The 22,353-nt window shown below is 64.0% G+C and carries 20 protein-coding genes; 18 read left to right on the top strand and 2 right to left on the bottom strand.

The window, feature by feature from the left end; all coding sequences use genetic code 11:
* Positions 1 to 208: 208 nt before the first annotated feature.
* Entirely contained in the window at positions 209 to 412 is a 204-nt protein-coding gene (locus tag IZU87_RS15020; RefSeq protein ID WP_043335501.1) for a cold-shock protein, read from the bottom strand.
* Positions 413 to 659: 247 nt separating this feature from the next.
* Between IZU87_RS15020 and IZU87_RS15015 the strand changes: the two genes are divergently transcribed.
* From IZU87_RS15015 to IZU87_RS14980, 8 genes are all read left to right on the top strand, one after another.
* A complete protein-coding gene (locus tag IZU87_RS15015; RefSeq protein WP_043335503.1) occupies positions 660 to 1,499 on the top strand; it encodes an isopenicillin N synthase family dioxygenase in 840 nt (279 codons plus the stop codon).
* Between the two features lie 218 nt (positions 1,500 to 1,717).
* Positions 1,718 to 2,143, top strand: coding sequence for an NINE protein (locus tag IZU87_RS15010; RefSeq protein ID WP_213115057.1), 426 nt, complete (start codon positions 1,718 to 1,720; stop codon positions 2,141 to 2,143).
* Between the two features lie 127 nt (positions 2,144 to 2,270).
* Complete coding sequence (locus IZU87_RS15005) at positions 2,271 to 2,696, top strand: hypothetical protein (RefSeq protein WP_043335507.1); 426 nt, start codon at positions 2,271 to 2,273, stop codon at positions 2,694 to 2,696.
* Positions 2,696 to 3,409: a ZIP family metal transporter gene (locus IZU87_RS15000; protein ID WP_043335509.1), complete on the top strand. Its 714-nt coding sequence runs from the start codon at positions 2,696 to 2,698 to the stop codon at positions 3,407 to 3,409. The genes IZU87_RS15005 and IZU87_RS15000 overlap by 1 nt, the downstream gene beginning before the upstream one ends.
* Positions 3,410 to 3,507: 98 nt before the next feature.
* On the top strand, positions 3,508 to 4,092 hold the full coding sequence (locus IZU87_RS14995; protein WP_043335511.1) for an exopolysaccharide biosynthesis protein: 585 nt from the start codon (positions 3,508 to 3,510) through the stop codon (positions 4,090 to 4,092).
* A gap of 300 nt (positions 4,093 to 4,392) precedes the next feature.
* Entirely contained in the window at positions 4,393 to 5,037 is a 645-nt protein-coding gene (locus IZU87_RS14990; protein ID WP_043335514.1) for a LysE family translocator, read from the top strand.
* A 67-nt stretch (positions 5,038 to 5,104) separates the two neighbouring features.
* Entirely contained in the window at positions 5,105 to 5,641 is a 537-nt protein-coding gene (locus tag IZU87_RS14985) for a hypothetical protein (RefSeq protein WP_043335517.1), read from the top strand.
* 113 nt (positions 5,642 to 5,754) lie between these two features.
* Positions 5,755 to 6,837: a hypothetical protein gene (locus IZU87_RS14980; RefSeq protein WP_213115056.1), complete on the top strand. Its 1,083-nt coding sequence runs from the start codon at positions 5,755 to 5,757 to the stop codon at positions 6,835 to 6,837.
* A gap of 156 nt (positions 6,838 to 6,993) precedes the next feature.
* Here the strand turns inward: IZU87_RS14980 and IZU87_RS14975 are convergent, their stop codons facing one another.
* Complete coding sequence (locus tag IZU87_RS14975) at positions 6,994 to 8,976, bottom strand: transglycosylase SLT domain-containing protein (RefSeq protein ID WP_349305189.1); 1,983 nt, start codon at positions 8,974 to 8,976, stop codon at positions 6,994 to 6,996.
* A gap of 274 nt (positions 8,977 to 9,250) precedes the next feature.
* Here IZU87_RS14975 and IZU87_RS14970 point away from each other — a divergent pair, with 274 nt between their 5' ends.
* From IZU87_RS14970 to IZU87_RS14920, 10 genes are all read left to right on the top strand, one after another.
* Positions 9,251 to 9,589 carry a YkvA family protein gene (locus tag IZU87_RS14970; protein WP_107335278.1) on the top strand — a complete coding sequence of 113 codons (339 nt, stop codon included), beginning with the start codon at positions 9,251 to 9,253 and terminating at the stop codon, positions 9,587 to 9,589.
* 240 nt (positions 9,590 to 9,829) lie between these two features.
* A complete protein-coding gene (locus IZU87_RS14965) occupies positions 9,830 to 10,216 on the top strand; it encodes an MAPEG family protein (protein ID WP_213115055.1) in 387 nt (128 codons plus the stop codon).
* A complete protein-coding gene (locus tag IZU87_RS17770; protein ID WP_249330632.1) occupies positions 10,216 to 11,391 on the top strand; it encodes a PaaI family thioesterase in 1,176 nt (391 codons plus the stop codon). The genes IZU87_RS14965 and IZU87_RS17770 overlap by 1 nt, the downstream gene beginning before the upstream one ends.
* 321 nt (positions 11,392 to 11,712) lie before the next feature.
* Positions 11,713 to 13,596, top strand: coding sequence for a molecular chaperone HtpG (gene htpG, locus IZU87_RS14950; RefSeq protein WP_107335276.1), 1,884 nt, complete (start codon positions 11,713 to 11,715; stop codon positions 13,594 to 13,596).
* Positions 13,597 to 14,014: 418 nt separating this feature from the next.
* Positions 14,015 to 14,935 (top strand): glucosaminidase domain-containing protein, encoded by a 921-nt coding sequence (locus IZU87_RS14945; RefSeq protein ID WP_213115054.1) that lies wholly within the window; start codon positions 14,015 to 14,017, stop codon positions 14,933 to 14,935.
* A gap of 57 nt (positions 14,936 to 14,992) precedes the next feature.
* A complete protein-coding gene (locus tag IZU87_RS14940) occupies positions 14,993 to 17,050 on the top strand; it encodes an ATP-dependent helicase (protein ID WP_213115053.1) in 2,058 nt (685 codons plus the stop codon).
* Positions 17,043 to 18,782 carry a protein adenylyltransferase SelO gene (locus IZU87_RS14935; protein ID WP_213115052.1) on the top strand — a complete coding sequence of 580 codons (1,740 nt, stop codon included), beginning with the start codon at positions 17,043 to 17,045 and terminating at the stop codon, positions 18,780 to 18,782. Before IZU87_RS14940 ends, IZU87_RS14935 begins: the two co-directional genes overlap by 8 nt.
* A gap of 608 nt (positions 18,783 to 19,390) precedes the next feature.
* Positions 19,391 to 20,608: an NAD(P) transhydrogenase subunit alpha gene (locus tag IZU87_RS14930; RefSeq protein WP_200906709.1), complete on the top strand. Its 1,218-nt coding sequence runs from the start codon at positions 19,391 to 19,393 to the stop codon at positions 20,606 to 20,608.
* Entirely contained in the window at positions 20,605 to 20,937 is a 333-nt protein-coding gene (locus tag IZU87_RS14925) for an NAD(P) transhydrogenase subunit alpha part 2 (protein WP_043335532.1), read from the top strand. The genes IZU87_RS14930 and IZU87_RS14925 overlap by 4 nt, the downstream gene beginning before the upstream one ends.
* Positions 20,937 to 22,325 carry an NAD(P)(+) transhydrogenase (Re/Si-specific) subunit beta gene (locus IZU87_RS14920; protein WP_213115051.1) on the top strand — a complete coding sequence of 463 codons (1,389 nt, stop codon included), beginning with the start codon at positions 20,937 to 20,939 and terminating at the stop codon, positions 22,323 to 22,325. The genes IZU87_RS14925 and IZU87_RS14920 overlap by 1 nt, the downstream gene beginning before the upstream one ends.
* The last annotated feature ends 28 nt before the right edge of the window (positions 22,326 to 22,353 follow it).

Genomic DNA, 22,353 nt, shown 5'->3' with positions numbered 1-22,353 from the left:
CATGGCACCGTCGTTCGTTTTACCGGAACGACGCGAACGGTCTTATCCTCGATCGGTCAGGCGCCGGCCGCAGAAGTATCCGGCCAAGAAAAATGCCAGTCAGTGTTAACTGACTGGCATTACGCCGGAAGGCGGGCTTTTCCATGACTATCTTGCTGCCATCATCAGAGCGCCGGTGAGGGCGGCCTGACCAGGCTGATCGAGAAGATCAGACCGGCTTGATGTTTGCGGCCTGAAGGCCTTTCTTGCCCTGGGTGACGTCGAAGGAAACCTTCTGACCGTCTTGCAGGGACTTGAAGCCTTCTGCCTGAATTTCAGAGAAGTGCGCGAACAGGTCGTCGCCGCCGTCGTCCGGAGAAATGAAGCCGAAACCTTTGGTGTCGTTAAACCACTTGACTGTGCCAGTTGCCATGATTCTTTCCTTGCTTACGAGATGATGTTGGTGGTCTGCCCATCAGACCAGAGTGCGTTGGTGCGGCTAGGGGGAATTCCACCAGAGAGACGCGTTGCGTCCAGCGACGACATCCTTTCCTGCTTGACCTACGCATGCAGCCTGGGCTGCACGTGCTCGCTTCCATTCGAACAGAAAGTTGTCGTATTGGCGACTCCTTCCGGCTCAAGTAGGATGCTCACACAGAGCCAACATAGATGGAAATGCCATGAAGGTCCAGAACGTAGATTACCGCTCGGCCGATGCAGCCGAAAAATTTGTCGAATCCCTGCGCACGACGGGCTTCGGTGTCATCCGCAATCACCCGATCTCTCATGAATTGGTCGAGAAGATCTACGCCGAATGGGCCGAATTCTTCTCCAGCGCCGACAAGCTTGACTGGCGTTTCGACCCCAAGACCCAGGATGGACTCTTCCCGGCAGATGTCTCCGAGACCGCCAAGGGCCATACGGCGCGTGATCTCAAGGAGTATTACCACATCTATCCGTGGGGCAAGATTCCGGACAGCCTGCGCGAGAATGCCATGGAGTATTACCGCCAGGCCGAAGCCTTCGCGGCAGAGCTTCTGAGCTGGGTAGAGGCCCATTCACCTGCCGAAGTGGCCGAGCTCTACCGTGAACCGCTCTCCAACATGATCAAGGACAGCGGTCAGACGCTGCTGCGCGTGCTTCACTACCCGCCGATGACCGGCAGTGAAGAGCCGGGCGCCGTCCGTGCCGCGGCGCATGAAGACATCAATCTGCTGACCGTGCTGCCGGCAGCCAACGAGCCGGGCCTGCAGGTGATGGACGTCAATGGCGAATGGATGGACGTGCCCTGTGATCCGGGTCAGCTGGTCATCAATGTCGGCGACATGCTCCAGGAGACCAGTGGTGGCTACTTCCCGTCGACCACGCACCGCGTGATCAACCCGACCGGCGAGGGCTCCAGCCAGTCACGCCTGTCGCTGCCGCTGTTCCTGCATCCGCGCCCCGAAGTGGTACTGTCTGACAAGCACACGGCGGACTCCTACCTCAAGGAGCGTCTGCGCGAGCTGGGCGTCATCTAGCGCCGGCTGCGGCCTGGCTTTTGTTCCCGGCTTGGCTTTCGCTCCCGGGAGCGATGAAGAGACACCTGCTGATCCGACGCCATCCGCGCCAGTGCGCGGGTGGCGTTGTCGTTTCCGGGCGTGGCCTCTGGCGGCAGAAGGCTTGATTCATCGGCGCCAAGACCGCATTGACTGTATTCGCAATCATGATCTGCCGCATCGCGGCTAAGGCTTCACTGATGACCGCATCGCCTGTTGTACAGGACACGCATTCCAAGACCATGGGCTATCTGCTGTGGATCTTCGGTTTCCTCGGCGCGCACCGTTTCTACTATGGCAAGCCGGTCACCGGCACCATCTGGCTGTTCACCTTCGGGTTGCTGGGCATCGGCTGGTTGATCGACCTGTTCCTGATTCCGGCGATGGACCGCGAGGCGGACTTCCGCTTTCGCGAAGGCCCGATCAATTACTCGCTGAGCTGGATTCTGCTCACCTTCCTGGGCGTGTTCGGCATCCACCGCATGTACATGGGCAAGTGGCTGACCGGCTTGCTCTACCTGTGCACCGGTGGGCTGTTCTTCATCGGCGTGCTGTATGACTTCTGGACACTCAATGACCAGATATCGCTGCGCCATGCCGAGCAGGCACCGGCCACCCAGCGCTAGAGATCACGCCTGCGTTGCATCCAGTGGGACGGAAGTGACGTAGCAGGAAAGGCAGTATCGAGTTTTCGCATGTTCTAATGTGCTGGGGCTCAGATGTTTTCATCAACATGACGACAAGGAAGTGAACATGATCTGGTTGAAAGCCTTCATCGCCGCCTTTCTGGCGACCCTGATCTTCCATCAGGGCCTCTTCGGGCTCTTCTATCTGGCCGATATTCTCCCCAAGGCGCCCTACAACATGACGCCTACCGGGCCGCTGGGCGTTCCGTCAGTGCTCTCGCTGGCCTTCTGGGGCGGGTTGTGGGGCCTGCCGCTGTGGGCATTGGTGCGCCGCAGGACGGGCGTCAGCCATTGGCTGATCAGCCTCGTCTTCGGTGCAGTCGGCCCGACGGCCGTGGCCATGCTGGTCGTCTTCCCGCTCAAGGGAATCGAGGTCGCGCCACTGATGGTGGTCGGTGGCCTGATCCTGAATGGCGCTTGGGGCGTCGGTACCAGTCTGTTGATGCGTGTGCTGGGTGCGCGACCGAGTCCTGCAACCCCGACGACAGCATGATGGCATCGATTCCGTGGACCATGGTGGCGCTCGCCTGGGCTGCCGGGTTGTGCATGCCGCTGGGTGGCGTGATCGCCCAGCTGGAGCGCAGCCACGAGAGTCACGTCAAACGCAGTTGGTTGGCGGGGATCACCGCGCTCGGCGGCGGCATTCTGTTGGCCGCCGTCTCACTGGTGCTGGTACCGCATGCCATGCAGGCGCTGTCCATCGCGGCGCTGTTGGGACTGTTCCTGCTGGGCGCGCTGATCTTCATGCAACTGGACCGCTGGCTGGCGCGCGGTGGTGGCGCCAAGGGCCAGTTACTGGCGATGCTGATGGACTTCATCCCCGAGGCGATCGCGCTGGGCGCACTGGCCTCTGCCTCTCCCGCCGCGGCGATGCTGCTGGCACTGTTCATTGCGGTGCAGAACCTGCCGGAAGGCTTCAATGCCTATCGTGAGCTGGAAGGGGCCGGGCTGACGGCGCGTCAGGGGCTCGGGGCCTTCGTGCTGCTGTCACTGTTGGGCCCGCTGGCGGCATTGGCCGGCCATCTGTGGCTTGCGGATGCACCGGGCGTGCTGGGCGGGCTGATGGCCTTCGCCGCCGGTGGCATTCTCTATCTCGTCTTCCAAGATATTGCGCCCCAGTCGCGGGTGGCGCATCACTGGTCACCGCCATTGGGCGCCTCGCTGGGGTTCATGATCGGCATGCTGGGCGATCGCCTGGTCGGCTGACGATCAGCTGACGATTCACCGTGGCGGGGCGGCACCAGCTGACTCGCCACGGCTCGAAACTTTCATATCCTCCGTCATCTTCCCGATAGGGAGCTCGCATGAGCAAGCACGCCAATGAAGGCAACCTCACGGGGTTGCTGGAAGAGCTGGACCGCGAGATCGAAGGGGATATCTCGCTGGGCGACATTTTGGAGCACTTCAACTCCCGGGGCTTCGGTCCCTTGCTGGTATTGCCTGCCTTGCTGGTACTGCTGCCGACCGGGGCGATCCCCGGCGTACCAACGACCTGCGCGCTGTTCATCGTGCTGATAGCGGGTCAACTGTTGCTGGGGCGCAAGATGCCGTGGTTGCCACGCCGGCTGGCGCGCTTCAGTTTCGAGCATCAACGCCTGACCCATGGCGTCGAGCGGGCAAGGCCCTGGACGCGACGCCTCGATCGTCTGCTCAAACCACGCCTGAGCTTCATGACGCGTGGCATTGCCTATCGCGGTATCGCAGCGCTGACCATCCTGCTGGCCACGGCCATGGTGCCGCTGGAGCTGGTGCCCTTCGCCGCGGCCTTGCCGGCAGCGACCTTGCTGCTGCTGGGACTGGGGCTGATCGGGGAGGATGGCCTGGTCATCCTGCTGGCCTTGCTGGTGCTGCTGCTGGATATCGCCACGGGGTTCTGGTTGGTAGGTTGAAGGCTGCGTTGGTCGCTCAACAGCGACGCAGCGTATTTTAGGAGTCGAGGCTCGTATCCTTGATGACGCGAGATGGCTTCTGCATGCCATCAGCTGCGGGCTCATGAGAGCGCCTGCGCCGTTGCGTAGCAACGCAGTAAGACAAAAGACTGAAGTGCACCATTCAGAGGCAAACCAGGCTGTCATCTTGGTGTGGATGGCTTTGCAGGCTGGCCGTGCTCGCCTAGACTGGTCGCCTGTTCAGTGCCATGGGGGCACGAATTCGGCTACTGAAGCGGGTCTGTCGCAAGGACGTTCGTCATGTTTGATTTCATCCAGTTCGATGCTGCCTTCTGGTCCTTCGTGGTGGCCATCACCTTGCTGACAGTCACGCCCGGGGTCGACACCCTGCTGGTGATTCGCAATACCTCGCGCGGTGGCCTGCGTGACGGCGTGCTCACCAGTCTCGCGATCTGTGCCGGTCTCTTCGTGCACGCGCTGGTGTCGTCGGCGGGCATCTCGCTGATCCTGTTGCAGTCGGCATGGGCGTTCTCGGCCCTCAAGCTGGTCGGAGCGGGCTATCTGATCTGGCTGGGCATCAAGAGTCTCAAGAGTGCGCGGCGCGCGCGCGGGCTGAATGTCGACGTCAGCGTGACACGGCAGCAGGTATCGTGCTGGCTGCCGCTGCGTGAGGGCTTCCTGTCCAATGTGCTCAATCCCAAGACGGTGGTGTTCTACATGGCCTTTCTGCCGCAGTTCATCGCGCCGACCGACCCGGCCGTGCTCAAGTCATTGTGGCTGGCGGGTGTCCACTTCGTGATCGCCAATCTCTGGCAGATCAGCGTGGCGTTGATGGTCGGTGGTGCAGGGCGCTGGCTGGCAAGGCCGCGAGTCGCCTGCTGGATGGAAGGCATCACCGGGTCCGTCATGGTGCTGCTGGGGGCACGGCTGGCGCTAGGCCGCTAGGGATGAGCGGCCACTGCCAACATCGCAACGGAGCGCATGGGATGACGGTTCGTATCCTTGATGACACATGGATCCTGTGACATTGACACTGGCGGCCTTTCTCAAGGTCGTCACGCACCTGGAAGCTCGGGATATCAGTGATGTCTACGATTCCCGCGTACAGCAGGTACGGGTGCTTTACTACGGTTACACCATCGACTTCCGCCACCAGCTGTGGCGCATCGATGATGAGTCGGTCTGTGCACATCTGGAAAAGACCGGTACCGCCGTCGAGCAGCGCGAGTGCTCGCGCATGGCCAGCCGACTGTTCGTCGAGACCTGCCATGCCTTGCAGCGCCGGGGGCGGGCGGCACATATCGACACCCGCACCATGTATTGCAAGGCCGCAGCGACCTTCAAGCCCCGGCGCGACCCCTATGCGGGCATGACGCCGGCAGAGCGCAAGGCGCGCAAGGCGCTGGAAGCGGCGCATCGAGAAGCCGAGCAGGCCTGCAACCGCTACGTGCTGGATGCCCTGTCCTCGAATTCTCTGGAGATCCTGCGCCTGCGGCAACGCTACTGCGACAAGAGCAATCGATTGGCAGCACGGCTCGAACAACAATGATGCCCGGGCCGGTGCTGACGCCTGCCCGAGCCAACGACAGCAGCGGTACAGTGCTGCATTCATGACATGAAGACCGGCCCATCAAGGCTGGCATTGGCAGGGAACGCAATCGGATGAGTCTTTCACATACCCTTCGTCGCCGCCTAGGCGGGTTGAGTGCCGTGGTGCTGGTGGTCGCCGGGATAGCGGCCTGGCTGTACGCCGTCGATGAGGGGCGCTGGGTCGGACGCGTGACCACGCGCCCCGAAACGCTGAATCTCGAGTCGGTGGAGCAGGGCAACCTGCCGGTCAATCAGTTCGTCTCGCTGCGCAATCACTGGGCGGTCTATCGCGAGCACACCGAGACCTTCCGCCTCGATGCCAATGCAGACGGAGGGCGCCGCATCGAGACGCTCTATTATCCGGTCATCTCTGACATGAACCCCTATCTGCTGGAGCTGGCCGGTCTGTCACGCGCCTTCGGCGGCATCGATGGCATCCCCTCGGAAGAATGGCCGCGCATCGAGCGCATGGGCGTGCTGGTGCGAACCGACTCCGTGCAGAGTCTGGAAAACGTGCCGCCGCTGATCGAGTTCCCCGATGGCCTGTTCGGCACCGTATTGCACGCCGAGACGGATCTGCCGGGCGATGAGCGCTCCCTGCTGGCCGAGCGCTGGCCCGACATCGATCTGTCGCGTGTGATCATCATCAATGCCGGCCACCGCCCCGGCAATGTCTGGGCGATGATCGTCTATGGCGTGCTGGGCACGCTCTGCTGGGCACTGGCGGTCTGGCTGATGGTGCGACTGATGCGTACACCGCGCGTTACGCGTTCCCAGCCCTTGGCCTATTCCGGCCGAGCGGCATCGGAGCCGGTGGTGTCGCAGGCATACCCTGGCGGCGAGGCTGAGGGCGCGGGGGCGTCTCAGCCCTATGCGACTCGCTCCCATGCGGCATCTCAGCCCTATGCGGAATCTCAGTCCCATGATGACGCAGCACAGCCCCAGGGCGCTCCCGGCAAGCGCCAGGGCTGGCGTGGCAAGAGCAAGGGGAGCGACGAAGGGCGCCCCCTGAGCTATGCCGAGGCGCTGGGACGGTATACCCCTCAGCAGAAGCCGCCGTTCGGCAATGGCGTGGCTGCCTCGCGACCGGGAGAAGCCAAGGGCGAGAGCCAGTCCGGGTCCTCGCCCGCCATTCGTCCACGTCGCGATGACTGACTGAACGAATGGCTGAAAGAATGGCTGGAAGAATGGCTGAAGGGCGCAATGAGCTCTGATGCCATGGGCCTTGACGCCATGGGCCCTGATGCCATGAAAACGAAAACGCCAGCCCCAAGGGGCTGGCGTTTTCGTTGCTGGATGCTGCTGCTCGGCTCAGCGGCGATCCACTAGCGCGGTGGTGTAGCGCTGGCTGACTTCGCGGTCGCTGACCACCTTGACACCTTCGCTGGTGCCCTTGGCCAGGCTTTCGAAGATCACGCGGTAGGCCAGCACGGCCTTGACGTATTCGCGGGTCTCCTTGAAGGGGATACGCTCGACGAAGCGGTCGTATTCGCCCGGGGTGTCGGCGAGCCAACGATCGACGCGCCCCGGCCCGGCGTTGTAGGCCGCGGCGGCAGCCAGGCGGTTGCCTGAGTAGCGGTCCAGCATCTCGCGGATGTAGGTGCTGCCAAGACGGATATTGGTGACCGGATCACCCAGCGCCGCGTTGCTGGGCGTGGGCAGGCCCAGGCCGCGGCTGACCTGAGCGGCGGTGCCCGGCATCAGCTGCATCAGGCCGCGTGCGCCCACCGGCGAGGTAGCGGTGGGATTGAAGGCGCTCTCGCGACGCGCGAGTGCCATCAGCATCCACGGGTCGACGCCGGCATCGGCACCGAAGCGCTGGAAGTCCTGCTGCCAGGCCGGTGGGAAGCGCCAGGAAAGGCCATCCCACAACTGGCCGCGGATGGTGGCGAAGACGGTCAGGTCATACCATTTCTGCTGCAGTGCATAGGCTGCGAGAAGGCGTGCATCGGCGTCATCCGCTTGGGTGACGGCGTTGAACCACTCGGAGCGAGCCAGACCGATCTCGTCGATGTTCATCAGCGCCCTGACACGCTTGACGGCCGGCGTCTCGGCGACCTCGGCCAGTTCCGCGTCGGAGAAGTCCTGGTCATCGCGATTGAGCGAGTAGGCCTGCCCGATACGGTCGGCGGCCAGGAAGCCGTAGAAGTTGCGCTCGGTCGCGGCGCGCGTCCAGGCGGCGCGTGCTTCCTGCGGGCGGCCCAGGCTGTCATCGGCACGCCCCAGCCAATACTGGTAGCGGGCTTCGTTGCGGAAGCGGTCCGGCATCTTCAACACCCATTCACGCACCTGCGGCCAGTCGCCATCGCGTACCGCGTTGCGCATGCGCAGATCGAACAGCTCCTCGTCATCGAGGATGGTCAGGCGCTGATCGACCCAGCCGCGGTTGTTGGGGATGTCACGTACCAGTGAATACCAGGCCAGGTCGCGTTCGACGGTGTGGCGCTGCTCATCACTCATCGGCATGTGCGGATTCACCTTGCGCCAGGCTTCCAGCGCGGCCTCGGTGTCGGCACGCACGAAGCCATGCATGGCAGCGACGCTCAAGGCGGCGAAGGCATGGCCGCCGTGGCCGAGGTTGGTCGGCAGGCGCGTGATGGCGGCAAAGTTGCCCTCCAGCTGTTCGCGTGCCGCGATGGCCCGCTGCCAGCTGCTGGGCAGCTGGCGCTCGAGATAGCTGACCATGCCACCCTGGCCGGCAGCCCAGGCGAGCATGGCGCGTTCCCAGATGGCTTGATCATCGATCACGCCACGCTCGCGCAACGCCGAGAACAGCGGGTCACAGGCCGAGTCCTGCGAGCCGGAGACATGCCAGAGCTTCAGGCCGCCTTGCGATGCGCTCGCGACATCATTGCTCAGCTGCGCCGTGTAGTAATAGCACTGGCGCTGCGCGCCGGCCGGCACGCCATCGCTGACTTCCAGCAGGGCATCATGACGGCCGGTACGCCCGTAGGCGGAGATCGCCTGGCCTCGCATCCACTCGGCCAACGGCGAGTCCGCATGACGCTCGATGAAGGACAGCACTTCCGCGGCGGTGGCGTACGGCAGGCGGGCCTTGAGCTGGTGATATTCGATGTAGCCCTCCAGCACGTGGCCATTGACGGCGACCTGCTGAATCTCGTCAAAACGCTTGGCGCGCGCATCATCGAAGGCGGCGCGGAAGCTCTGGTCACTGGGAGTGGCGGCCTGCAGGGGCAGGCTCAGTCCCAACAGCAGGCCTAGGCCGGTGAGGTGCCGCAGCGCCGCGAAGCGACGGCTGCCACGGGATCGGAGTGTTTGCTTGCCTGGTGTCACCTGGGACTCCTGCGACTGTCGGTAAAGGGGGCGTGGGCTGGCTGCGACCTTGTGGTGGCGGTTCAGTGCCCCGATGTTGAACAAGTGCCCCGATATTGGCTATCAGGGGTTGCCGATTCAGTAACGATAGTGGCTATCGTGGCAGTGGTCGGCGCTGAATAACAGCACCATCTGATACTGATAGTGAATTATCCGAGAGTGATATCGCGGCTGTGCTGCCGCGAAGATGGCAAGCTCAGTAAACGAAATTTGTGCTATCCGTGAGGAGTCCACTATGGGCAAGGCATTATGGTTGACGCGATTGTTTGGCCGCCGACATGTGCTGGGCAAGGCAGGCGCCGCCTTGCGCACCATGGGGCCCTTGCTGCGCGACGTGGTGAGCGGACGTTATCGCCCGGTGCCTTGGAAGGCGCTGGGGTTGGCGGCCGGCGCCTTCATCTACCTGGTCTCACCGCTGGATCTGATTCCGGATCTGCTGGTGGGGCTGGGGATTCTCGATGATCTGGTGATCGTGACCTGGTTGCTCGGCAAGCTCGATGATGCGCTGGCCGACTATCGCCTGTGGCGTGGCGAGATTCCCGAACCTGATCCCTCCGAGCCGCCGACTCCCTGAAGGCGTGCAGCGTGGAAACTCCATTCCTCTACCAGCCCTGATGCTGGCACTGGCCATTGGCCGCATGGCAGGGACGCCGCGACCCTGCCATGCTCGTGACACGCTATCAAACACCAGTTTGAATGGCGCGCCGTCAGTGTTTGGTCTGCCGTTTTATCACAGGGCGGCGCACTGTTTGTTCACAAACGAGACGCGCCGCTGTGGCAACGCCCTGAACAACGCCTTTCAAGGAAATTCTGCATGCTGATCTATGCCTGCCTGCTGTTTGCCGCACTGATGCTGGTGCTGACCAAGGTGCCGGTCGCCTGGGCTCAACAGCGAACCGGACGCTACGACAACCACGATCCGCGCGCACAGCAGCGTGAACTGACGGGCTTCGGGGCCCGCGCGCTCGCCGCGCACCAGAACACCATCGAAGCCTTTCCGCTGTTTGCCGCCGGGGTGCTGGTCAGCGTGATCACCGCGCCGGGCGCGCCCATCGCGACCACGCTGGCGGTGATCTTCGTGCTGGTACGACTGGGCTATTGGGGCTGCTATCTGGCCAACATCGCCACGTTGCGCTCCCTGCTGTGGGGCGCCGGCTATCTGGTCTCCCTCACGTTGATGGCGATGCCGCTGTGGATGTGATGCCTGCAGTGCCGCAGAGCCTGCTGGGGCTGGCCGTCAATCCCGCTGACGTGCCGGCTGCGGGTGGCGTACTGGATGACGCCAGCTGGGCGCGGGCGCTGACCGGATTCCTGAGCTTCATTTCGCACACGGCGCGCTTGAACGTCAGGGTCGAGGAGGTCGCCGCGCCGGCCATTCGCATGCAGCTGCCGTGGCAGCCGGCCTTGATCGGCGATCCGCACCGCAGGCTGGTGCATGGCGGTGTGCTGACCATGTTCGCCGATACGCTGTGCGGCAGTGCCGTGCTCACGGGGCTGTCGGCACCGGAAGTCTGCCCGACGCTGGATCTGCGCCTCGATCACTACCGACCCGGCGTCGAGGGCTTGGCGTTGGTGGGCGAGGCGCGCGTGCTGCGGGTCACGGAATCGATGGTGTTTACCGAGGCGCAGATCTGGCAGCAGCCGGGCAAGATCCTGTGTCGCGCGATCGGCAACTTCGTCAGGCTCGGCGAGCGCAATACGCCCAGCGGCTTTGCCGAGGCGCTGCTGGCGGCGGCCAACGCTCAAGCCCCAGCGAATCCTTCCACGGTCGAGTCGGAACCGCTGGGGCAGTCAGCACAGGCTGCACAGCCAGCAGACGAGAAAACCGAGGCGCAGGCGCCGCGTGATGCCCAGGACCCGCGCGGACTGCTCAGTGCGCGACGTTTCGTCGAAGGGCAGCGCACACACGCCGACCTGGCGGCGCTGCTGGCGAGTCTGCCCTACGCGCAGGCGATCGGGCTTGGGCTGTGTGCCATTGACGGGCAGCAGGCGGGCGCGGCCAGCGATGTCGAGCTGCATCCTGAGCAGGCGCTGAGCTATTCCATGGCGGCGATGCCCGACAATGTCGGCAACCCGATGCTGCCGGCGGTGCATGGCGGCGTGCTGGCCGCAGCGATGGAAACCGCCGCGACGCTTGAGGTGCTCAGGCGGCATGGGCGCGGTGGTCGTGAAGCGCGCCTGCCCAAGCTGATCGATTTCTCCATCGACTATCTGGCCACGGCGCGCGGCGATCAGGTGACGCGCATCGACTGTGAAGTGATGCGTGAAGGTCGGCGCATGACCAATGTGCGCGTCAGTGCCTGGCAGAAATCCCGCGAGCAACCAGTCGCCAGCGCGCGCATGCACTTCGTGCTGGAATCACTCGCCTCCCCGTGATGGGCAGGCGATGTCTTCTCCACAAGCTTCACGCTTGAAAGCGCCCCCCCTGATGGCTACCTCTCCGTTGGCTCCCTTCGTTGCTACCCCAGGGAGCCGCTTGGGTGTTTCTGTGCCATGCGCCAGGTTGGGCCGGGCGCAATCATCTGTCGCTAGTGCCTTGAAATCCCTCACCCTTGCCCCATATCTGATCCACGAGTGCTTCCTTCGATCTGCCGCCCAAGAAAGGCAGGCGTCGGCGAGCCGGTTCCATTGTTGCGGGGGCGCTCTGGCCACCGCGAATCTTCTTTTCAGGCATCCACGACATAGAGGTCCCTTTCGATGACGACCGCCACTCACACCGAAACGCATGGCTTCCAGACAGAAGTGAAGCAGCTGCTTCACCTCATGATCCACTCGCTGTATTCCAACCGCGAGATATTCCTGCGCGAGCTGGTCTCCAACGCGGCGGATGCCTGCGACAAGCTGCGCTACCAGGCGCTGGACAACGATGCCCTCTACGGCAACGACAGCGAACTGCGCATCGAGATCGAGCACGACGCCGAGGCGAAGACCATCACCCTGCGTGACAACGGCATCGGCATGAGCCGTGACGATGTGGTCGCCAACCTGGGTACCATCGCGCGCTCCGGTACCGCCGAGTTCATGAAGAACCTGTCGGGTGACCAGCAGAAGGATTCGCGTCTGATCGGTCAGTTCGGGGTTGGCTTCTACTCCGGCTTCATCGTCGCCGACGAGATCACCGTGCGTACCCGTCGCGCCGACCTGGGCGCTGACCAGGGCGTCGAGTGGACCTCGCGTGGCGAAGGCGAGTTCAGCGTCGCCGACATCGAGCGCGCCGAGCGCGGTACCGAGATCGTGCTGCACCTCAAGGACGATGCCATCGAGTTCGCTGACGATCATCGTCTGCGCAACCTGGTCACCAAGTACTCCGACCATATCGAACTGCCGGTGCGCATGAAGCGCGTCGAGAAGGACGAGGAAGGCAACGAACAGGTCCACTGGGAAACTGCCAACTCCGCCACCGCGCTGTGGGTGCGCTCCAAGTCCGAGGTCAGCGACGAGGAGTACAAGAACTTCTACAAGCACGTCTCGCATGACTTCTCCGACCCGCTCAGCTGGAGCCACAACAAGGTCGAGGGCAAGCTCGAGTACACCAGCCTGCTGTTCGTGCCGGGCCGTGCGCCGTTCGACCTCTACCAGCGCGATGCCGCGCGTGGCCTGAAGCTCTACGTGCAGCGCGTCTTCATCATGGACGACGCCGAGCAGTTCCTGCCGCTGTACCTGCGCTTCATCAAGGGCGTGCTGGACACCAATGACCTGTCGCTGAACGTCTCGCGTGAACTGCTGCAGCAGGACCCACAGGTCGACAAGCTCAAGTCCGCGCTGACCAAGCGTGGCCTGGACATGCTCAAGAAGCTGGCCAAGGACCCCGAGCAGTACCAGACCTTCTGGAACCAGTTCGGCTCCGTGCTCAAGGAAGGCCCGGCGGAAGACTTCGCCAACCGCGAGAAGATCGCCGAGCTGCTGCGCTTCTCCACCACCGAGACCGACAGCGCGACCCAGGACCAGTCACTGGCCCAGTACGTCGAGCGCATGAAGGAAGGCCAGAGCAAGATCTACTATCTGGTCGCCGACAGCTTCAATGCCGCCAAGTCCAGCCCGCACCTCGAGATCTTCCGCAAGAAGGGTATCGAAGTCCTGCTGCTGACCGACCGCATCGACGAGTGGCTGATGAGCCACCTCACCGAGTTCGACGGCAAGTCCTTCGCGGATGTCGCCAAGGGCGATCTCGACCTCGGCGATGTCGAGAACGAAGAAGAGAAGAAGGCCCAGGAAGAGACCGCCAAGGCCAAGGAAGATCTGGTCAAGCGCGTCAAGGAAGCGCTGGCCGAGAACGTTCAGGAAGTGCGCATCACGCACCGTCTGACCGATTCCCCGGCCTGCGTGGTGCTGCCGGAACACGAGATGGGCTACCAGATGCGCAAGATGATGGAAGCCGCTGGCCAGCCGCTGCCGGAAGTGAAGCCGATTCTCGAGCTGAACCCGGAGCACGCCCTGGTCACGCGTCTGGAAGGCGGTGAAGGCGATTACTTCACCGATCTGGCACACGTGCTGCTCGATCAGGCCATCATCGCCGAAGGCGGTGCGCTGGAAGATCCGGCCGCTTACGTGCGCCGCCTGAACAGCATGCTCAGCGCCTGAGACGGCGGAACGATCGAGCCACTGGCTTGATCAAGCATGTCCGCAACGACGCCCCCGCAGCCTATGCTGCGGGGGCGTTTTGCTTCAGGAGCAACGATAGCGTTCAGCGCGAGGTGCAAGGCTTGACGGGCAGGAAGGGCAGGAAGGGCAGGAAGGGCAGGAAGGCGGCAAGGGAGGAATGAAGGAGTGAAGGAGGAATCGCAGGGAGCGCAGAGCGCGCGCCGCGTCCGTGGCGCGAAAGGCAGGCATCATCTGGCGGTCTGTCGGTGACGGACGACAGGGCTTGCCGTGTCTTTCCTCGCTTGGCCGGCCTCACCATCTTCTCGCCCACGCGTTTTTAGGGTTTCATGCAGCCTCATGAGATACGCTGATGGTATCTCGCGTCTTGCTACTGCATCCCTCTCGATGAGCGCAGCACATGACTTACCTACCTTTCTCTGCGGATTGGCTGACTGGCGGAGTGCGTGGCCTGCCACGCCTGTCTGCGTGGGCCTGGGCGTGGGCCTGGTCGCGGCGCTTGTTGCGCCTGAGCTCTGTTCGTCTGGGCTCTGTCCGTCTGGTCAGTGTCGCCTTGCTGCTGGTGATGGGGCTGGGCTCGATGGCGCAGGCGGCGCGGCCGGATGATGAGCTGCTGGCCCGTGACAAAACCCATCAGATGCCGGACCTGCGGCCCTATCCCGCTGGCAACCAGCGCAAGGTCGCATTCTTCGAACTGATGATTCCGCTGGTGGTGGCCGAGAACCAGCGCATCGCCGAGCAGCGTGATTGGTTGCTGGCGATGCGCAAGCGTGCCGGCGACGGAGGGCGTGACTACAGCGAGCGCGAGCAGGAGCGTCTCAACGGCCTGTGTGATCAGGCCAATCTGCCCTGTGACGTCACGCGCGAGGACATCGGCGTCAGCTGGACGCGCCTGCTGCTGCGCATCGATACCCTGCCGCTGGACATGGTGCTGGTGCAGGCCATCGAGGAGTCGGGCTGGGGGACGTCGGGCCATGCCCGCGACGCCAACAATCTGTTCGGCATGCGCTGCTTCTCGCGCGGCTGCGGTATCGGGCCGCCGGGGCGTGAATATCGGCGTTTCGAGAGCCTGGAGGCCGGTATCGCCGCCTATTTCGACAATCTCAACTCCCAGCGCAGCTATGCCGAGCTACGTGAGCTGCGCGGGCGTCTGCGCAACGCGGGCCAGCCGGTGCGCGCCGAAGACCTCATCCCGACGCTGAGTGCCTACTCGACGCGGGGCAACGCCTACTTCACCACGCTCTATGATCTGTTGCGCTGGAATCGTGGCCTGATGCGTACCGTGCGTGAGCGCCTCGCGGCCAATGGCGCCCTGTCCTAGTCATGATCGCGCAGCGAAGGTCTTGCCCCCCGCGCTGACAGGGGGGATCATGCCGCCATGCATCTGAGCAATGATCAACGGCGAATTCTCGCCCATCCCTTTCCCTCGCGCCTGCGCGATCGCACGCCGGCCAACAGCGCCGAGCACAGCGATTGCGTGGTGGTGCGTGCCTGTGCCGGCAGCGGCAAGACCGTGCTGATGGTCGAGCTGGCGCGTACCTACGCCGACGAGACCCTCATCTACACCTCGCTCAACCCGGCGGTGGCCGGGCGGACCGCCAGTCAGCTGCCCGCCAATGTCCAGTCGCTGTCGCTGCATCAGCTGGCGCGCCAGGCCTTGATGGAGGAGTACGGCGACAAGCTCAAGCGGCAGCCCGACATCACGCGCCGTCTGGCGCCGCAGAGCCTCAGCTGGCTGGGCAGTCTTTCCAGTCAGTCGCGCAGCCTGATCGCCCAGGGCCTGAACACCTTCTTCGCCGAGAGTGACGCGGTGCCCATGCCTGAGCACCTGCCTGAAGGCGTGGCACAACGGCTGAGTGCCAATGAACTGCGCCAGCTGGTCGAGAGCATGCGACTGGTGTGGGAGTGCCTGCTGGACCCCGCCGATCATCAACAGAGCCTGTCGTTCAACGCCTTGCTCAAGCTGTGGTCGCAGCATGGCCAGTCGCTGGAGGCCGACCTGGTGATGCTGGATGAGGCGCAGGACGCCACGCCAGCGCTGCTGGCCATGTTGCGTCGCCAGCGCTGCGACCTGCTGCTGATCGGCGACCCGCATCAGAGCCTGTCGCGTCAGGTGGAAGGCATGAGCTCGCTGGATTCGCCGCTGCTGGCCGATGCCACCGTCTACTCGCTGCCCGGCGCCTGGCGCTTCGGGCCGGCATTGGCGGCGCTGGGCACGCGGCTGGCGGCCTGTTCGCCCACCGCCCGCGAGCAGGCCATGAGCGGCCTCGGCCCGGCGACCCGTCTGGCGCTGCCCGCGGTGCGTGAGGCATTGCTGCACTCCGGCAAGCGCCATGCGGTGATCAGTGCCGGCCCGGTGGCAGCGCTGGGGGAGGCGCTGTCACTGCATCAGCGCGGCATCGCGGTGGCCTGGCTGGACGGCATCGAAGGCTATCCGCTGGCGGGGCTGCTGGACCACTGGCGACTCTGGCGCGCGCATCAGATGGCCGAGCAGGGCGACAGCGCGAGTCAGCGTGAGTGGTGGCGACTGCTGCCCCCCTCCCTGACACGGCTCGGTCAGACCCCGGCGCAGGTGCTGGGAGCTCTGACGCGTCTCGATGATCACCAGGCGCGCAGCCTGCATGAGCTGGCCTCCTGGTATGCCCAGGCGCCGCTGGATCAATGGATCGGGGAGCTGCGCAAGCACGATGGCGACCTGCAGGCCGCCATCGTCAGTGCTCACTCGCGGGGACAGTCGGTCGAGCTGCCCACGGTCATGCTGGGGACGGTGTTCCGCGCCAAGGGTCTCGAATTTGATTGCGTGGTGCTGGCCGATGATCTGGCATTGTCAAGCGCGCGCCAGCAATTGCCCAATCAGGTGCTGGTCACCAATCTCAGCTACACCGCCGCCACGCGGGCACGCCAGCTGCTGGTGCTCAATGAGCGCCTGAGCCACTGGTGGCAGGCGCAGGGCGAGAGTGAGCGCTTCTCTCTGCTCGAGGCACTGCCACAGGCCTGGCTGAGCGAGTCCACGCATGGCGTGCAGGCGCCGCACCCGTGGTGGGGCAAGGCACGCCTGTCGGAGTTGGCGCTGACACCGCGCAAGCGCCTGCTGCTGCGCCGCCATGAGACATCGCTTGAGGGCACGTCTGCTGCGGCTGGCACGCGCGATCAGGCGCCAGCCTCGGGCGCTCCTGCCAGCCATGCTCAGCACCTGACTCATGATCAGCATCTGGGCCATGCCCGGGGCTCCGACGATGCCCTGCAGGCGCTCAAGCGTCAGGCACGCACCGACACGACGGCGCGCAAGCTGTATGAAATGGCCAGCAAGCTGCCGCCCGGGCGACCCTCCGGCGGCCTGCGCAGCCTGCTGACCCTGAGCGACGCCGCCGCGTCCACTTCTTCCCCCAGCGAGTCGCCGACCCCCGGCGGCCCGACGGAGCCTCTTGATGAGTGAGTTTGCCCCTACGCCCGCCGCGCACGTGCACGACCTGGCGGCGCTGCGCTTCAACAATCGCTATGCCCGCCTGCCGGAGCACTTCTTCACGCGTGTCGCCCCGCAGCCGCGACACGGCACGCGCATTGCCGATGTGAGTCCTGACTGCGCCCGCCTGCTGGGGCTGGAGGCGCCCTTGACCTCCGATGCCTCCAGCGAGGAGGCGCTCGAGCAGCTGCGCCTCCTGATGGCCGGTGAGCAGTTGCTGCCGGGCATGGACGCATTGGCCCAGAAATACACTGGCCATCAGTTCGGTCACTACAATCCGCAGCTCGGCGACGGGCGAGGCATTCTGCTCGGCGAGCTTGAGACCGATCACGGCAAGACCTTCGATCTGCATCTCAAGGGCGCCGGCCGTACGCCTTACTCGCGCTTCGGCGATGGTCAGGCGGTGGTGCGCTCCAGCGTGCGCGAGTATCTGGCCAGCGAGTACATGGCCGCGCTGGGCATTCCCACCAGCCGCGCGCTGGCGCTGGCGGTGAATGCCGAGCGGGTCCAGCGCGAGACCGTCGAGCCCGGCGCTACCGTGTTGCGCGTCTGCGAGAGCCACCTGCGCTTCGGGCACTTCGAGTGGCTGGCCCACTCCGGCCGGCATGAAGACCTCAAGACGCTGATCGATCACGCCCTGCGGGAGCATTTTTCAGAGTGTCTGCCCGAGGAGCTGACTGAACCTCTGTCTGAGTGCCTGCCCGAAGAGCTGACTGAACGTCTGCCGGAAGGCGGCGCGCAGGCAGCGGCGGACCAGCCGCTTGCAGACCAGCCCCTTGCAGATCAGGTGCGCGTGACCAGTGCGCTGGCCATGTTCGAGACAGTGATCACTCGCACCGCGAAACTGATCGCGGCCTGGCAGGCCTACGGCTTCGTGCATGCGGTGATGAACACCGACAACATGTCGCTGCTGGGGCTGACCTTCGATTACGGGCCCTACGCCTTCCTCGATGGCTATGAAGAGAACCTCGTGCCGAATCATACCGATCAGGCCGGGCGCTATGGTTTCGCCCAGCAGCCGGGCATCGGGCTATGGAATCTGGAGCGTCTGGGGATCGCGCTGTCGCCGCTGATCGATGTCGAAGCGCTCTCTGCTGCGCTGGGCACCTACGAGGGCGAGTTGCAGCGCGAATATGCCCGCCTGTTGCGCGCCCGTCTCGGGTTGCCGGATGCTCGTGATGAGGACATGACGCTGGTGAAGCAGTGGCGCGAGCTGCTGGCGGCCGGCAAGGTCGACCACACCCATGCCTACCGTCTGCTCAGTCATTGGCATGTCGCGCAGCCCGCGCCGGAAACGCTGGTCGTGCGTCTGGCGGGTGAGCGTGGGCCGCATGGCAACTCGGCCCAGGCGCGCGATGAAGCCTCGGCGTGGCTCGCGCGCTATCAGGTGCGCGTCATGGCCATCGGGCTCTCCGCCGAGGATGAGCGCCAGCGTCGTCTGGCCATGCTCGGCTGCAATCCGCTCTATGTGCCGCGCACGCATCTGCTGCTGGAGGTGATCGCACGGGTCGAGCAGGGCGATGACACTACGCTCAAGGCCTTGCGTCAGCGTCTGACGGCGCCTTTCTTCCGCCCCGAGGAGGGCAGTCTGGAGGCGGCGCTGGCGCTGGGGCAGGCGCAGGGCGTGGATGCCGAACTCGTCGATGACTGGACACGGCCACCGGCGGCGAATGCAGCGCCGATCTGCATGAGTTGCTCTTCCTGAGCGGTTCTCATGAAGGGGGGCTGATCTGCTTCGCTGACAGTGCAAGCCATGGCCGGACATCCGCTTGGCGCAATGCAGGAAGCACGCGCTGACACTCAAGTCATCGTCACGAAAATGGGATACTGCTGCGGCGGTATCCCATTTTTCATGGCAGACGCTGTGGCAGCCATAAGCTTGAGATTATGCGATGCATAACACAAAGCTGAGCTATTCTTGGTGGGGTGCCTTTTGTAAACTCATTGCAAATCAGTCACTTGGTAGTGTCGCAAGGCGCCTGTCAGCATAAGGCAGCTGTTATGGCTGCCATAACGATAGCTTTATGCTTGATTTTATTGCTTTTTTTGCAATGCAGCGCTTGACCCTGATGCACCGACAAGAAAAGACTGATGCTGGACACTCATCGTGTCGCGGGTGATGTCAGGCCTTCTGGCCATGCGTGAGTCACGGCTTGCGATTCAGGCAAGTCTCACCTGTGACAGGCAATAACGTCGCTGAAAGCGCCTCCGGCAGGCAGGATGGCGCGAATCAGCGCTCAACAGGAACGACGCCATGAACCTTTCAAGGCTGGCAGCCTCAGGCATGAACACGGACGTGAAACGAGGTGCGCGATGCTGAATATTCTAGTCGTGCGCGAGATGCGTGCACCGGACCTGGTGACACCCGACGAGGGTGTGAGCAGCACATTGGCGCGCGGGGAATGCCGCGTCGCGCTGGACCCGGTGACGGCCGGCAAGCTCGCGCGTCACCTGGACAGCAGCGTCAGTGACACCAGCGATGCCATCGTGCACGTGGAGAGTGGTGCCGGACGTCATGCACACTTCGACGATGCGGCCTACGCCGCCCAGCCCGGGGTGGCGGTCGTCGCCGAGGCCGATATCGCGGCGGCGCGTGCCGCCGCGGATCTCGTGCTGTGCGTGCGCACGCCCAGCGAGTCACAGATCAGCGAGTTGCGTGAAGGCGCGGTGGTGGTGGCATTGATGACGCCGTACCAGAACCCGCAGCTGATCAGCAAGCTTGCCAGCCAGGGGCTGACCAGCCTGTGCATGGAATTCGTGCCGCGTATCTCGCGCGCCCAGAGCATGGACGCCTTGTCCTCGCAGGCGGGTGTCGCGGGCTATCACGCCGCGCTGCTGGCGGCCAACGAGTCCTCGGTATTCTTCCCGATGCTGACGACTGCCGCCGGGACCGTGCGTCCTGCGCGTGTCGTGGTGGTCGGTGCCGGCGTCGCGGGTCTGCAGGCCATCGCGACCGCCAAGCGTCTCGGCGCCCAGGTGTGGGCCTATGACATCCGCGCTGCCGCGCGTGAGCAGGTCGAATCGCTGGGCGCCAAGATGATCGATACCGGCGTCGATGCCTCCGGCGAGGGCGGCTACGCCCGCGAGCTGACCGATGACGAGCGCGCCCAGCAGGCCGATGCGCTGGCACGTCACATGGGTGATGCGCATGTGGTGATCTCCACCGCCGCGATTCCTGGGCGTCCGTCGCCGCGTATCATCAGCCGCGAGATGGTCGAGGGCATGAAGCCCGGCGCCGTGCTGGTCGATCTCGCCGCCGAAGGCGGTGGCAACTGTGAACTGACCGAGCCCGGCAAGCGTGTCGAGCATGCCGGCGTCACGGTACTGGGTCCGCTGGACATGGCCTCGAGCCTGGCGGTCAATGCCAGCGAGATGTACGCCAAGAACCTCTTCAACCTGCTGACCCCCTTCATGAAGGACGGCGAACTGACGCTGGACTTCGAGGATGCGGTGCTCGGCCCGATGCGTCTGACCGAAGGCGGCCGCATCACCCACGATGACGTACGCGCTCGCGCGGAGGACGCCGCATGATCGAAGGACTTTCTGCCGTATACATCCTGATGCTGGCGGCCTTCGTCGGCTACGAGGTCATCTCGCGCGTGCCGGTGATTCTGCACACGCCACTGATGTCCGGTTCCAACTTCATCCACGGCATCGTGCTGGTCGGGGCGATGATCGCCCTCGGTCAGGCCGAGACCGGCATGCAGCAGTTCATCGGCTTCATCGCCGTGCTGCTGGGCGCCGGCAACGCGGTCGGCGGTTATGTGGTCACCGAGCGCATGCTGGAAATGTTCAAGACCAGTGATCGCAGCAAGGGCACAGACGCTGCCAATGGCATCAACGACAAGGAGGCTCGCTGATGAACTGGCTGGTCGAAACAGGGTATTTCGCGGCGGCGGTGGTCTTCATCCTCGGCCTCAAGCGCATGTCACATCCTTCCACGGCACGCAGCGGCATCCATTGGGCCGGTATCGCGATGGTCGTGGCTACGCTGCTCACCTTCCTGCATCCGCAGATTGATGGTCGTTATGGCCTGATGCTGCTGGCCATCGTCATCGGTGGCGGTATCGCCTGGTACTCTGGCAACAAGGTCGAAATGACCGACATGCCGCAGATGATCGCCATCTACAACGGCATGGGCGGCGGTGCGGCAGCGGCGATCGCCGCGGTCGAGCTGATGCGCATGAGCGATAACCCGGCACTGATCGAGCAGCACGGCTCGCTGGCGCTGTGGTTGGGTGTACTCGGGGCGATGATCGGTGCGGTGGCCTTCTCCGGTTCCATCGTGGCCTGGGCCAAGCTGGATGGGCGTCTCAAGAAGGCGTTCAACTTCCCGAGTCAGCAGCTGATCAACATGATCGTGCTGGGCCTGACGGTCTATCTGGGCATCGTGATCGCGGCGGTGGAACCATCAAGCTCGCTGGTGCTGGTGTTCTTCGCGCTCGCGTTGCTGTTCGGCGCGATGTTGGCTCTGCCCATCGGTGGCGCCGACATGCCGGTGATCATCTCGCTGTTCAATGCGCTGACCGGCCTTGCGGTGGCGATGGAAGGCTTCGTGCTCGGCAATGCCGCGATGATCATCGCCGGTACTGTTGTCGGGGCGGCCGGTACGCTGCTGACCCAGCTGATGGCCAAGGCCATGAATCGCCCGATCCGCAACGTGCTGTTCAAGCAGTTCGGTGGCGCATCAGGTGTCGAGCAGGGCGAGATCGAGGGCAGCATGAAGGCTTCCGATCCGATGGACGCCGCCGTGCAGCTGGCCTTCGCCGAGCGCGTCATCATCGTGCCGGGCTATGGCATGGCGGTGGCACAGGCGCAGCACAAGGTCTGGGAGATGGTCGAGCTGCTGGGTGAGCGTGGCGTCGAAGTGCGCTTCGCGATCCACCCGGTCGCCGGTCGCATGCCGGGTCACATGAACGTGCTACTGGCGGAAGCCGGCGTGCCCTACGACATGATCGCGGACCTGGACGAGATCAACAACGACTTCGAGACCACCGACGTCACGCTGGTCATCGGCGCCAATGACGTGGTCAATCCGGTCGCCAAGAACGACGCCTCAAGCCCGCTGTACGGTATGCCGATCCTCAACGCCGACCAGTCACGCAATGTGCTGGTGATCAAACGCGGTCAGGGCTCCGGCTTCTCCGGGGTCGAGAATCACCTGTTCTATCTTGACCACACGCGCATGGTATATGGCGATGGTCAGAAGGTGGTCGGCGACATGATCACGGCCCTCAAGACACTGTGATCTGACGCCTCGGTGTGATGGGGCAAGT

The sequence above is a fragment of the Cobetia sp. MC34 genome (assembly GCF_018340035.1).
GTDB classification, from domain to species: Bacteria; Pseudomonadota; Gammaproteobacteria; order Pseudomonadales; family Halomonadaceae; genus Cobetia; species Cobetia amphilecti.
This window is presented reverse-complemented; position numbering and strand designations above follow the sequence as displayed.